The sequence below is a fragment of the Afipia sp. MLSD5-FHT05B12 genome (genome assembly GCF_058793355.1).
Map to the genome: position 1 here is coordinate 93,116 of NZ_JBXAFS010000004.1, position 12,951 is coordinate 106,066.

General features: G+C 62.8%; 13 protein-coding genes. 6 read left to right on the plus strand and 7 right to left on the minus strand.

Translation table 11 applies throughout. The annotated features are described in order from the left end of the window. Positions 1 to 177: 177 nt before the first annotated feature. Positions 178 to 1,878, plus strand: a complete 1,701-nt coding sequence (gene rpsA, locus AC1Q6J_RS07560) for a 30S ribosomal protein S1 (protein WP_492278699.1) — start codon at positions 178 to 180, stop codon at positions 1,876 to 1,878. A gap of 245 nt (positions 1,879 to 2,123) precedes the next feature. Here rpsA and AC1Q6J_RS07565 read toward each other — a convergent pair whose 3' ends face one another. Then, a complete protein-coding gene (locus AC1Q6J_RS07565; protein WP_492278700.1) occupies positions 2,124 to 2,873 on the minus strand; it encodes an RluA family pseudouridine synthase in 750 nt (249 codons plus the stop codon). 52 nt (positions 2,874 to 2,925) lie between these two features. Here AC1Q6J_RS07565 and ftsY point away from each other — a divergent pair, with 52 nt between their 5' ends. Genes ftsY through AC1Q6J_RS07580 form a run of 3 tightly spaced genes read left to right on the plus strand, consistent with a single transcriptional unit; the run spans position 2,926 to position 4,914 of the window. Next, positions 2,926 to 3,870: a signal recognition particle-docking protein FtsY gene (gene ftsY / locus AC1Q6J_RS07570; protein WP_492278701.1), complete on the plus strand. Its 945-nt coding sequence runs from the start codon at positions 2,926 to 2,928 to the stop codon at positions 3,868 to 3,870. Positions 3,871 to 3,872: 2 nt separating this feature from the next. Further along, positions 3,873 to 4,484: a septation protein A gene (locus tag AC1Q6J_RS07575; RefSeq protein WP_492278702.1), complete on the plus strand. Its 612-nt coding sequence runs from the start codon at positions 3,873 to 3,875 to the stop codon at positions 4,482 to 4,484. 34 nt (positions 4,485 to 4,518) lie between these two features. Next, on the plus strand, positions 4,519 to 4,914 hold the full coding sequence (locus tag AC1Q6J_RS07580; protein WP_492278703.1) for a GFA family protein: 396 nt from the start codon (positions 4,519 to 4,521) through the stop codon (positions 4,912 to 4,914). Positions 4,915 to 4,997: 83 nt separating this feature from the next. On the opposite strand, the gene AC1Q6J_RS07585 is transcribed toward AC1Q6J_RS07580, so the two are convergent. The 6 genes from AC1Q6J_RS07585 to ccmA form a co-directional block, all read right to left on the minus strand. Beyond that, the gene (locus tag AC1Q6J_RS07585; protein ID WP_492278704.1) at positions 4,998 to 5,387 is read right to left on the minus strand and encodes a ComEA family DNA-binding protein; all 390 of its coding nucleotides are present in this window, start codon (positions 5,385 to 5,387) and stop codon (positions 4,998 to 5,000) included. Between the two features lie 126 nt (positions 5,388 to 5,513). Continuing rightward, positions 5,514 to 6,101 carry a DsbE family thiol:disulfide interchange protein gene (locus AC1Q6J_RS07590; protein ID WP_492278705.1) on the minus strand — a complete coding sequence of 196 codons (588 nt, stop codon included), beginning with the start codon at positions 6,099 to 6,101 and terminating at the stop codon, positions 5,514 to 5,516. After that, on the minus strand, positions 6,098 to 6,289 hold the full coding sequence (ccmD, locus tag AC1Q6J_RS07595; protein ID WP_492278961.1) for a heme exporter protein CcmD: 192 nt from the start codon (positions 6,287 to 6,289) through the stop codon (positions 6,098 to 6,100). Before ccmD ends, AC1Q6J_RS07590 begins: the two co-directional genes overlap by 4 nt. A gap of 5 nt (positions 6,290 to 6,294) precedes the next feature. After that, on the minus strand, positions 6,295 to 7,026 hold the full coding sequence (locus AC1Q6J_RS07600) for a heme ABC transporter permease (protein WP_492278706.1): 732 nt from the start codon (positions 7,024 to 7,026) through the stop codon (positions 6,295 to 6,297). Positions 7,027 to 7,274: 248 nt separating this feature from the next. Further along, a complete protein-coding gene (ccmB, locus tag AC1Q6J_RS07605; protein ID WP_492278707.1) occupies positions 7,275 to 7,943 on the minus strand; it encodes a heme exporter protein CcmB in 669 nt (222 codons plus the stop codon). 223 nt (positions 7,944 to 8,166) lie between these two features. After that, the gene (gene ccmA / locus AC1Q6J_RS07610; RefSeq protein WP_492278708.1) at positions 8,167 to 8,769 is read right to left on the minus strand and encodes a heme ABC exporter ATP-binding protein CcmA; all 603 of its coding nucleotides are present in this window, start codon (positions 8,767 to 8,769) and stop codon (positions 8,167 to 8,169) included. A 240-nt stretch (positions 8,770 to 9,009) separates the two neighbouring features. Here ccmA and acnA point away from each other — a divergent pair, with 240 nt between their 5' ends. Both acnA and AC1Q6J_RS07620 read left to right on the plus strand, forming a co-directional pair. Beyond that, the gene (gene acnA, locus AC1Q6J_RS07615; RefSeq protein ID WP_492278709.1) at positions 9,010 to 11,730 is read left to right on the plus strand and encodes an aconitate hydratase AcnA; all 2,721 of its coding nucleotides are present in this window, start codon (positions 9,010 to 9,012) and stop codon (positions 11,728 to 11,730) included. A gap of 132 nt (positions 11,731 to 11,862) precedes the next feature. Next, positions 11,863 to 12,633: a DUF1223 domain-containing protein gene (locus AC1Q6J_RS07620; protein ID WP_492278710.1), complete on the plus strand. Its 771-nt coding sequence runs from the start codon at positions 11,863 to 11,865 to the stop codon at positions 12,631 to 12,633. The last annotated feature ends 318 nt before the right edge of the window (positions 12,634 to 12,951 follow it).

Genomic DNA, 12,951 nt, shown 5'->3' on the forward strand with positions numbered 1-12,951 from the left:
CCACGCGCTTCCCGCGCGGCAATCAAATTTTGCACCGTATCGTTCGTGCAGGCACACGCCGGCCCGCTGTCGCAATTCCTCTTTGCGGACGCGGTCGTCAAAGGTTGCGGACCTTTGGCACTGGATGCGCGATACGTCCCTTAACCCCGCTGCCGGCATTCCGCATCTGGAGAACAAATGGCTTCGACTGCTACTTCTTATAATCCTTCCCGCGACGATTTCGCCGCGATGCTCGATGAGTCCTTCGCAGGCGGCAACCTGCAGGAAAGCTCCGTCATCAAGGGCAAGGTTGTTGCAATTGAGAAAGACATGGCCGTCATCGACGTCGGCCTGAAGACCGAGGGCCGCGTGGCCTTGCGCGAATTCAACGGCCCGGGCCGCGAGAGCGACCTCAAGGTCGGCGATGAAGTCGAGGTGTTCCTCGACCGGATCGAAAACGCACTCGGCGAAGCCGTGCTGTCGCGCGACAAGGCGCGCCGCGAGGAAAGCTGGGGCAAGCTCGAGAAGGCCTTCAACAACAACGAGAAGGTTCACGGCATTATCTTCAATCAGGTCAAGGGTGGCTTCACCGTCGATCTCGACGGCGCTGTCGCCTTCCTGCCGCGCTCGCAGGTGGACATTCGTCCGATCCGCGACGTCGCGCCGCTGATGAACAACTCGCAGCCGTTCCAGATCCTCAAGATGGACCGCCGCCGCGGCAACATCGTGGTGTCGCGCCGCACGGTTCTCGAAGAGACCCGCGCCGAACAGCGTCAGGAACTGGTGCAGAACCTCGAAGAAGGTCAGGTCATCGACGGCGTGGTCAAGAACATCACCGATTACGGTGCGTTCGTTGACCTCGGCGGCATCGACGGCCTGCTGCACGTCACCGACATCGCATGGCGCCGCGTCAACCATCCGACCGAGGTGCTGGCGATCGGCCAGACGGTCAAGGTGAAGATCATCAAGATCAATCACGAGACCCACCGCATTTCGCTCGGCATGAAGCAGCTGCTGGACGATCCATGGCAGGGCATCGAGGCGAAGTATCCGCTGAACTCGCGCTTCACCGGACGCGTCACCAACATCACCGACTACGGCGCGTTCGTCGAGCTGGAGCCGGGCATCGAAGGCCTGATCCACGTTTCGGAAATGTCGTGGACCAAGAAGAACATGCACCCCGGCAAGATCGTTTCGACCTCGCAGGAAGTCGAAGTGCAGGTTCTCGAAGTGGATTCGGCCAAGCGCCGCATCTCGCTCGGTCTCAAGCAGACCATGCGCAATCCGTGGGAAGTCTTCGTTGAGAAGTTCCCGGTCGGCTCGACCGTGGAAGGCGAAGTCAAGAACAAGACCGAGTTCGGTTTGTTCCTCGGCCTCGACGGCGAAGTGGACGGCATGGTCCATCTGTCCGACCTCGACTGGAAACAGCCGGGCGAGCAGGTTATCGACAACTTCAAGAAGGGCGACATGGTCAAGGCCGTGGTGCTGGACGTCGATGTCGAGAAGGAGCGCATCTCGCTCGGTGTGAAGCAGCTCGAGGGCGACCCGTTCGCAGAACCAGGCGATGTCAAGAAGGGCGCCGTCGTGACCTGCGACATCATCGAGGTGAAGGAAGCCGGTATCGAAGTTCAGATCACCGGCACCGACTTCACCACCTTCATCAAGCGTTCTGAACTCGCTCGCGATCGCGGCGACCAGCGCGCCGAGCGCTTCGCGGTTGGCGAAAAGGTTGACGCCCGCGTCATCCAGTTCGACAAGAAGGCGCGCAAGGTGCAGGTCTCGATCAAGGCGCTGGAAGTCGCCGAGGAGAAGGAAGCCATCGCGCAGTACGGGTCTTCGGATTCGGGCGCGACGCTGGGCGACATTCTCGGCAACGCGCTCAAGAAGCGCGACAAGTAAGATCGCCGCCGATTTTGGCGGTTGCTGAAACAACGAAGGGCTCCGGAAATTCCGGAGCCCTTTTTGTTTGACCGTTTGTTGTTGTGCGTATCGCGTAACTTCTCCACGTCGTCCCCGCACAGGCGGGGACCTAAACTCCCTGCGCTATCGATTTAAGGATGATGCCGGGACAACTTTCTCGCCGCCGCCACGACGTGCGGTGGTTATGGGTCCCCGCCTTCGCGGGGACGACATTGTTGTGTGCTTCAGGCACCCTCTGTTGCCATTGCCGCAGGTGCCGCTTCCTCACCATTCCATCCGCACGCCTTCAGCCGTTCCTGCAAATGCACAGGAACAGGCGCGACAACGCGCACCGGCGGCTTGTTCTTCGACAGCGGAATCACGATCTCGCGGGCATGCAGATGCAGCGACGGTTCGCCGAATCTTGGTCCGTTGCCGTAGATGTTGTCGCCGACGATGGGCCAGCCGCTCGCCGCGCAGTGTACGCGCAGTTGATGGGTGCGCCCGGTAATCGGTTCCATGGCGAGCCAGGTCAGGCGCGCTCCCTTTTCATCCTGGCCGCGTCCCATCACGCGCCATGTTGTCTTTGACGGCAGGCCATTCGGGTCCGGCTTCTGCCACCAGCCCCGCTCCGCGTCCAAACGCCCCAGCGGAATATCGATCTCGCCTTCATTCGCATCGGGACCGCCTTCGACCACAGCCCAGTAGGTCTTGTCGATCTTGCCATGCTTGAACAGCAGGCCGAGCGACGCTGTCGCCTTGCGGTGGCGTCCCAGCACGAGACAACCCGAGGTGTCACGGTCGAGCCGGTGGGCCAGCACCGGCGGGCGCGGCAGGCCATAGCGCAGCGCGTCGAACGAGGCTTCCAGATTGGGGCCGCCCTTCGGCCCCTTATGCACGGCGATCCCGGCCGGCTTGTCGATCACCAGCATCAAGCCGTCGCGGTGAAGCACGCGGGCCTGCATCTCTTCCGGTGTCGGTTGCGGCGTATCCATTGTAATCGAGCGACTTTCGTTTGTAGCCTGAACCGGGTAACACACCCACCGCATGAACGACAGCACGCAAGAACCCAAACAGAGCTGGTGGCGTCGGCTCTCCGCCGGCCTTAAGCGCACGTCGAGTTCGCTCGGAACGGCGGTGGCCGATCTTGTCACCAAGCGCAAGCTCGACCGCGCCATGCTCGATGACATCGAGGATGTGTTGCTGCGCGCCGATCTTGGAACCGAGGTCGCCGCGCGCATCTCGGAAGCCGTGGGTAAAGGCCGCTACGACAAGTCGGTGTCGGCGGAGGACGTGACAACTATTGTCGCTACCGAAGTCGAGAAAGTTCTCGCGCCCGTGGCGAAGCCGCTGCAAATCGATACCTCGCAAAAACCGTTCGTCATTCTGGTGGTCGGCGTCAACGGTTCCGGCAAGACCACCACGATCGGCAAGCTCGCCGCGAAACTCTCCGCCGAGGGTCGCAAGGTGATGCTGGCGGCGGGCGACACGTTCCGCGCCGCCGCCATCGAGCAGCTAAAGGTGTGGGGCGAACGCAACAAGGTGCCGGTGGTGGCGCGCGCGCAAGGCTCGGATTCGGCGAGCCTTGCCTTCGAGGCAGTGGAAGCCGCGAAGGCGCAGAACATGGATGTGCTGCTGATCGATACCGCCGGGCGGTTGCAGAACAAGACCGAGCTGATGGTCGAACTTGAGAAAGTGCGGCGTGTGATCGGCAAGGTCGATGCATCGGCGCCACATGCAGTGCTGCTGGTGCTCGATGCGACCGTCGGGCAGAACGCCCTGTCGCAGGTCGATGCGTTTCACAAGACGGCGGGCGTCACGGGTCTGGTGATGACCAAGCTCGATGGCACCGCGCGCGGCGGCATCCTCGTGGCGCTGTCGGAGAAGTACAAGCTGCCGGTGCATTTCATCGGCGTCGGTGAAGGGATCGACGATCTCGCGCCGTTCACCGCACGCGATTTCGCGCGTGCGATTGCAGGACAGGACAATTGAGCATGGCCGTTTCGGACAAGCCCGCGCCGCATCCGTTGTTCAAGCTCGCGACCGAGCTTGGGCCGCTGGTGATCTTCTTTGGAGCCAACGCGAAGTTCGGACTGTTTGTCGCCACCGGCGCATTCATGGTTGCGATCGTCGCGGCGATCATCGCGTCCTACGTGGTGACGCGCCATGTGCCGCTGATGGCGATCGTCACCGCGGTGATCGTGCTGGTGTTCGGCGGGCTGACGCTGTTCTTTCACGACGAGATGTTCATCAAGCTCAAGCCGACCATCATCTATGCGCTGTTCGCCGTCACGCTCGGGATCGGATTGCTAATGGGCCGTTCGTTCATCGCCATCATGTTCGACCAGATGTTCAATCTGACGCCTGCGGGCTGGCGGCTGCTCACGACCCGCTGGATGTTTTTCTTTGCGGGGATGGCGGTGCTGAACGAGATCATCTGGCGCACCCAGAGCACGGATTTCTGGGTGTCGTTCAAGGCGTTCGGCGTGATCCCGATCACGGCGATCTTTGCCATGGCGCAGACGCCGCTGATCAAGCGCTTCAGCATCGAGCCTGCGACCGACGCGGCCAGCGACACCGAGCGCGGTGATATCACCAGGAGCTGAGAGCGCCGCCTGTTGTTCAGAAAGGTTATGGTTGATGCGTGGAAGCTGTTTGTGCGGTGGGATCAAATACCGGATCAACGGCCGGCTATTCGACGCCATGAACTGTCACTGCTCGATGTGCCGCAAGGCGCAGGGCAGCGCCTTCCGTAGCCGCGCGGCGGTGAAGACGGAGCACTTCGAATGGGTCGCAGGGGAAGACCTGATCACGTTCTATGAGTCTTCGCCTGGCAACCATCGGGGTTTCTGCAGGGTTTGCGGCTCGCCGATCCTCAGCAAGTTCGACGCCTATCCGGATTATCTGGGCCTGCCGCTTGGTCCGCTCGATGACGATCCGCAGGTCCGGCCGAAGCGCCATGTCCATGTCGCCAGCAAGGCGCCGTGGTTTACGATCACCGACGATCTTCCCCAGTTGCCGGAAGGGCCGCTCTGACCAGTCAGCCGTCCGGACGAACGGCGCAAACAAAAACGCACCGGCAATGACTGCCGGTGCGTTTCGTTAAGTGGTTCGCAGAATTACTTCTGCTTCGCGATGATCTTGTCCTTGATCTCGGCGTAGGTCTTCTCGGGCACGATCTTCTTCTGCACGAGCTCATCCTTGCCCTTGTAGGGGCGGCCCTTGATGATCGCGGCGGAGTAGGCATCGCCAATGCCCTTGAGTGCCTTGAGCTGGTCGGCGGTCGCCGAGTTGATGTCGAGCAGTTCGGCTTTGGTCTCGGCCTTTGGCGCGGGCGCCATCTTCGAGTCCGCCTTCGGCGCGGTCGCTGCGGCGGGCGGAGGCGCCATCTTGCCGCCGGTTGCCGGCTGCGTCGCCTGCGAGAACGATGGCGACGACGCGAGCAGGCCCAGGGAAAGCGTGGCGGCGAGGGTCGCGGCAGTCAGCGAAGCAAGTTTCGAGTAACGCATGGGTGTCCCTCCAGGACAGTGATTACAACACGCATAGCGTATGTTCGAATTCGTGGCCGCGCCATGGCTCCAAAATGAACGGCAGATAAAAGCGCGAAATTATTTTTGGACGGCCGGAGCGGGCGATCAGGGGTTGCGCAGCGCCTTCTCGATCTCGGCCTTCAGCACTCGATCCAGATTCTCCGGCGTCACCGGCCCGATCAGCTTGTAGGCAATCGCCCCGTCGCGGCCGATCACGAACGTCTCCGGCACGCCATAGACACCCCACTCGATCGAGGCGCGGCCGTTGGCATCGACGCCGACGGCGTTGAACGGATTGCCGTAACGTCCGAGGAAGCGTCGGGCGTTGTCCGGCGCATCCTTGTAGTTGATGCCGATCATGCGGATCCGCTTGTCCTGCGCGAGTTGCAGCAGCAGCGGCGCTTCATCGTGGCACGGCACGCACCACGACGCCCAGACGTTGACGACGCTGACCTGTCCCTTGAACGCCGCGGGATCGAGGCCGGGCACCTGCACACCGCCGGCGATCAGTCCTTCGAGCGGAGGAAGGCTTGTCTGCGGCGCCGGGCGGCCGATCAGGGCCGACGGAATGCGCGCCGGATCGCCCGCGCCGAGCCTGAACCAGAACAGCCCGGCCAATACGGCGAAGGCAATCAGCGGCAGCGCCACCAGCCATGAAAGGGATCGTGGCCGCGCCGCGCCCTGGTTGCTCATGATGATTTGCCGGGCGGTTGCGCCGAGCGGCGGGTGATGCCGCTGGCTTCGAGCTTGCGCAAGGTCCGGGTCTGGCGGCGGAAGTCGAGCGCAATCCAGACGATGAGCGCCGCGACGACAACGGCGGCCAGCGCATAAGACGTGACGACGAAGGAGCCGTAGGGACCGAGCGACGAGAGAAGGGACATCGTGGTCACGCCGCCTGCCGGCTGGCTTGCATCATCTGCAAGGTGCGCACCCGCCGCCGCAGCACCTCGTTGCGCATCGCGGCCAGATGCAGCGTCAGGAACAGCAGCGAAAAGGCGACAGCCATGATGAGCAGCGGAATCAGAAACACGCGGTCCATCGTCGGCCCGCCGGCGCGGATCACCGACGCGCCCTGATGCAGCGTGTTCCACCAGTCGACCGAAAACTTGATGATAGGAATGTTGATCGCGCCGACCAGTGTCAGGATCGCTGCCGCGCGCGCCGCGCGCGAGGGATCTTCCACCGCCCGCCACAGCGCCATGATGCCGAGATACATCAGGAACAGGATCAGGACCGAGGTGAGCCGCGCGTCCCACTCCCAGTAGGTGCCCCACATCGGACGGCCCCACAGCGAGCCGGTGACAAGCGCCAGAAATGTAAACGCCGCGCCGATGGGAGCGGCGGCCTTCGCGGCGACATCGGCCAGCGGATGCCGCCAGACCAGTGTGCCGAGCGCGGCCAGGCTCATCACGCCCCACACGAACATCGACAGCCACGCGTTCGGCACGTGGATGAACATGATCTTCACGGTCGCGCCCTGCTGGTAATCGTCAGGCGCCATCGCCGATTGATAAAGGCCGATTGCGAGCAGGACCGCGGTCGCGGCGGCAAGCCACGGCAGCACGCGCTCGGTCAGTGCGAGGAACCGTGTCGGGTTGGCGAGGTCGATGAGGCTCATGAGGTTCCTGATAATCGTGACAGCGGCGGCAGGCAATGCGCGGTTCAGACGCGTTTAAGGAACGCATACGGTTGTCGTCCTCTCCCCCGCTTGCGGGGGAGAGGCAGAGAGGGGGCGCTGATGGCGAAATCTTTGCATTTTCCGCGTTATTCCCCCTCCCCAACCCTCCCCCGCAAGCGGGAGAGGGAGCAGGCGAAGCGCAATCGGAATGCCGCGCTTGCGCAAAGTTGATCGGACGCGGCGCCGCATCAGTCGAGCCCCTGCCGCAGACTGGCCGCGGCGGCGAACGGGCCAACCACCAGGCTGACCAGCGACAGCGCGCACAGGATCGAGAATGGCGTGCCGAATGCGCCGGGTTTGGCGATGGCCGCATTCGAGGCAGCGACGCCGAAAATCAGCACCGGGATCGAAAGCGGCAGCACCACCACCGCGAGCAGCAGTCCGCCGCGCCGCAGGGTGACGGCAAGGGCAGCGCCGATCATGCCGGTGAAGGTCAGTGCCGGCGTTCCCGCCAACAGCGTCAGCGCGACCGCGAATGTGGCATCAGCATCGAGATTGAGCAGGATGCCGACAATGGGTGTCGCCACGATCAGCGGCACGCCGGCGGCCAGCCAGTGCGCCAGCGCTTTCGCCGCGCAGCTCAATTCCAGCGGCGTGCGGCCCATCACGATCAGATCGAGCGAGCCGTCGTCCAGATCGGCGGTGAACAGGCGATCCAGCGTCAGCAGGCTCGCCAGCATGGCGCCGAGCCAGAGGATGGCGGGACCGATGCGCTTGAGCAGCGCGAGATCCGGCCCGAGCGCGAACGGCATCAGCACCACGACCGAGACGAAAAACAGCACGCCGATCAGCGCGCCGCCGCCGGCGCGCAGTGCGACGGCGATGTCACGGCGAACGAGTGCGGCGAGAGCGGTCATGATGCGGTGGCCCTTTTTACCCTCTCCCCTTGTGGGAGAGGGTGGCGAAGCCGAGTGCAGCGAGACTGAGCCGGGTGAGGGGTATAAGTGCATCGGTGAGGACAACCCCTCACCCGCTTCGCGGCTTCGCCGCTCAGCACCCTCTCCCACCGAAAGGGCGTCCACGCCCGTCTTCGACAGGCTATGGGGAGAGGGGAAGAAAAGGGCGCGAACCGCTTGAACATCACGCGCCACCGCCGATCCGCAATTCCTGTGTTGGAATGCCGAGCGGTCCGTGGGTCGCGGCGAGAATGATTCCGCCGCTGCGCAAATGCGCGCCCATCAGGCCACCCACCATGGCCTGGCCGGAGGTGTCGAGTGCCGAGGTTGGCTCATCCAGCAGCCAGACCGGGCGATTGACCGCGATCAGCCGCGCGATCGACAGGCGGCGGCGCTGTCCGGCCGACAGAAATGCCGATGGCAGATGCGCGGCATGGCCAAGTCCCACCGCCTCGAGGCTGGCGGTGCCGTCGATGGTTTCGCCGCCAAGGAAATTCCGCCAGAAATCGAGATTCTCCAGCACCGTGAGGGATGGTTTCAGCGCGTCGCGGTGGCCGAGATAATGCGCCTGTTCGGCAAGCGTGAGATCCGCCTCGCCGCCCTCAAGGACAATGGCGCCGCCTGCGGCCGGAAGCAGCCCCGCGAGGATTCGCAGCAGCGACGACTTGCCGGCCCCGTTGATGCCGGTCACCGCCAGCGCCTGCCCTGCGGGAACCTCAAAATCGAGACCGGAAAAGATGCTCCGCCCGCCCCTGACGCATTCCAGACCCTGACCCGTAAGCCTCATGATGGACTGACCGATGGCTTGTGGAGGGGCGCTGTTGTTCCAGCCGTAATGAGCATGACAGGCAGACAATCCATAGCGGGTGTGGTGGACAGACTGGAAAGATTCTATAAAACCGGAACTTGGTGCAGCACACAATCAGCCGCCGGAAACAGCACGGTTCAACCCTGAATCCCTTCGCTCTTGACGGTGTCCAGATACCTTTTGCCGGGTGTCTCTAACTTTTGAACTGGGATCGTTCACATGCCCTCACTCGACAGCTTTAAATGCCAGAAAACCCTCAAGGTCGGCGCCAAGACTTACGTGTATTACAGCCTGCCTGCCGCTGAAAAGAATGGCCTCAAGGGCATTTCGAAGCTGCCTTACTCGATGAAGGTGCTGCTCGAGAACATGCTGCGCAACGAAGACGATCGCACCGTCACCAAGGCGGACATTGTCGCGTTCTCGAAATGGGCGAGCAAGAAGACCCTCGAACACGAAATCGCATTCCGTCCCGCGCGCGTGCTGATGCAGGACTTCACCGGCGTGCCCGCGGTGGTCGATCTCGCCGCCATGCGCAACGCGATGAAGTCACTCGGCGGCGACGCTGAAAAGATCAATCCGCTGGTCCCTGTCGATCTCGTGATCGATCACTCGGTGATCGTGAACTTCTTCGGCGACAACAAGGCCTTCGGCAAGAACGTCACCGAAGAGTACAAGCAGAACCAGGAGCGCTACGAATTCCTGAAGTGGGGCCAGAAGGCTTTCACCAATTTCTCCGTTGTACCGCCCGGCACCGGCATCTGCCATCAGGTCAATCTCGAATACCTGGCCCAGACGGTCTGGACCAAGAAGGAGAAAATGACCGTCGGCAAGAAGAAGGGCACGTTCGAAATCGCGTATCCGGATTCGCTGGTCGGCACTGACTCGCACACCACCATGGTCAACGGTCTCGCCGTGCTCGGCTGGGGCGTCGGCGGCATCGAGGCCGAAGCCTGCATGCTCGGCCAGCCGCTCTCCATGCTGCTGCCGGACGTGGTCGGCTTCAAGCTCAAGGGCAAGATGCGCGAAGGCGTGACCGCGACCGACCTGGTGCTGACCGTGACGCAGATGCTGCGCAAGCTCGGCGTGGTCGGCAAGTTCGTCGAGTTTTACGGCCCCGGCCTCGATCATCTGTCAGTCGCCGACAAGGCCACCATCGCCAACATGGCGCCGGAATACGGCGCGACCTGCGGCTTTTTCCCGGTGGACAAGTCCGCGATCGACTATCTGAAAACGTCCGGCCGCGCCGCGCCGCGCGTCGCGCTGGTGGAAAAATATGCCAAGGCGCAGGGCCTGTTCCGCACCTCGGCTTCGCTCGATCCCGTGTTCACCGAAAAGCTGGTGCTCGATCTCGGCGATGTGGTGCCGTCGCTCGCAGGTCCGAAGCGTCCGGAAGGCCGTGTGCCGCTGGAGCTGGTTGCCAGCGGCTTCGACACCGCGCTGACCGGCGAATACAAGAAACCGGAAGGCCACGACCAGCGCTTCCCGGTGGAAAGCCGCACCCATGATCTCGGTCACGGCGACGTGGTGATCGCCGCCATCACCTCCTGCACCAACACCTCGAATCCGAGCGTGCTGATCGCTGCGGGTCTGCTGGCGCGCAAGGCCGCCGCGAAGGGACTCAAGGCCAAGCCATGGGTGAAGACATCGCTCGCGCCGGGCAGCCAGGTGGTCGCCGAGTATCTGGCGAACTCCGGATTGCAGAAGGATCTCGATGCGGTCGGCTTCAACCTCGTCGGCTTCGGCTGCACCACCTGCATCGGCAACTCCGGTCCGCTGCCGGAAGAGATTTCCAGGTCGATCAACGAAAACGGCATCGTCGCAGCCGCCGTGCTGTCGGGCAACCGCAACTTTGAAGGCCGCGTCTCGCCTGACGTGCAAGCAAACTATCTCGCCTCGCCGCCGCTCGTGGTTGCACACGCGCTGGCCGGCACCGTGACGAAGAACCTCGATGTCGAGCCGATCGGCACGGGCAAGGACGGCAAGCCGGTTTATCTCAAGGACATCTGGCCGACCTCGGCCGAGATCAACGCTTTCATCAAGAAGTACGTCACCTCGACGATCTTCAAGAAGAAGTACGCCGACGTGTTCAAGGGCGACACCAACTGGCGCAAGATCAAGACCGTGACCAGTGACACCTACGCCTGGAACATGAGCTCGACTTACGTGCAGAACCCGCCGTATTTCGAAGGCATGAAGATGGAGCCCGAGCCCATCAAGGACGTGCTCGATGCGCGCATCCTGGCGATGTTCGGTGACAAGATCACCACCGACCACATCTCGCCGGCCGGTTCGATCAAGCTGACCTCGCCCGCGGGCAAGTATCTGTCCGAGCATCAGGTGCGGCCCGCCGACTTCAACCAGTACGGCACGCGCCGCGGCAACCATGAAGTGATGATGCGCGGCACCTTCGCCAACATCCGCATCAAGAACTTCATGCTCAAGGGCGCTGACGGCAATATCCCCGAAGGCGGCCTCACCAGGCACTGGCCCGACGGCGAGCAGATGTCGATCTACGACGCCGCGATGAAGTATCAGGCCGAGCAGGTGCCTCTGGTGGTGTTCGCCGGTGCCGAATACGGCAACGGCTCGTCGCGCGACTGGGCAGCCAAGGGCACGCGCCTGCTTGGCGTGCGCGCCGTGATCACCCAGAGCTTCGAGCGCATCCATCGCTCGAACCTTGTCGGTATGGGCGTGCTTCCGCTGACGTTCGAGGATGGTGAGTCGTGGCAGTCGATCGGTCTGAAGGGCGACGAGAAGGTCACGATTCGCGGCCTTCAGGGTGATCTCAAGCCGCGCCAGAAGTTAACGGCGGAGATCGTGTCTTCGGACGGCTCGCTGAAGCGGGTGTCGCTGCTTTGCCGGATCGACACGCTCGATGAGCTTGAATACTACCGGAATGGCGGCATTCTTCACTATGTGCTGCGCAATCTGGCCGCTTAACGCGTGCCAGTCGCCAAAAACGCATCCGTGAACAGCCTCACCGCGAAGTGAGTAGCGAGCTACCAGAGGGCGGCCTATCAAGGGGCCGCCTTCCGGCTGATGGGGGCATCATGCTTCCGAGGGATTGACGGCATGTCTGATTTGCCAGAACCGAAAACGGCGGCAGCCGGCGCGATGGTGTCGCGCCTGTCGCGAACGCTTGGTGTCTGCGCAATCTTCACCGTGGTGACGCCGGTTTGTGCCGATCCGCGCGCCGTGGTCGAACTCTTCACCTCGCAAGGCTGTTCGTCGTGTCCGCCCGCGGACAAGATTCTCGGCGAACTGGCGCAGGATAAATCCGTGATCGCGCTGAGCCTGCCGATCGACTACTGGGACTATCTCGGCTGGAAGGACACGCTGGCGGACTCGCGGTTCAGCGCGCGTCAGAAAGCATATTCGCACGCGCGCGGCGACCGCGGCGTCTACACCCCGCAGGCTGTTGTCAACGGCACGACGAATGTTCTTGGCAGCGATCGCGCCGGAATCGAGAACGCGGCCAAGCGGACGCAGAACAACGACGGTGTGATGTCGGTGCCGGTCGCGATGACGCAGGCCGATGGCCAGATCAAGGTATCGGTGGCGGAAGCCAGCGGCAGGAGCGGCGAGATCTGGATCTGCGCCGTGTCGAAAGCGGTTCCGATCACCATCTCGCGCGGCGAGAATCGCGGGCAGCAGATCACGTATCACAACGTGGTGCGTAACGTGCTGAAGGTCGGAGACTGGAACGGCAAGGCCGGGAGCTGGTCCGTGCCGCTTGAAAATATCACGCGTGATGGCGTCGATGCCGCGGCGGTCTACGTTCAGGACGGCAATCGCGACAGGCCCGGCCCGATGCTCGGTGCGGCCTTTACCTCGCTGAACTGATTCAAAAAAAATCGGAATGCGCGCCGCCGGCGATTGCTCGCCGCCGCACAGCCACGAGCCCTCCGCTCTCAACGCGAAGCTTTCCAGAACAAAAAAGGCCAGCTCGCGCTGGCCGGAGAATTGGGGGTCTGACTTTACTGCGAGGAGTTAGACCCGATCCTGACGGCCCCGGGGGGCTGGGGGCTGAGGAATCCGGTGCCGAAAGGACCGGGTCAACGCAGTTTCCTCTTGATCGCAGTCCAGCACGGCGGGGGATTGACCGAAATCAGGCGGCATTATGATTTGCCTAACGTCCACGTGAAGCTTTTGCCCGAGAAT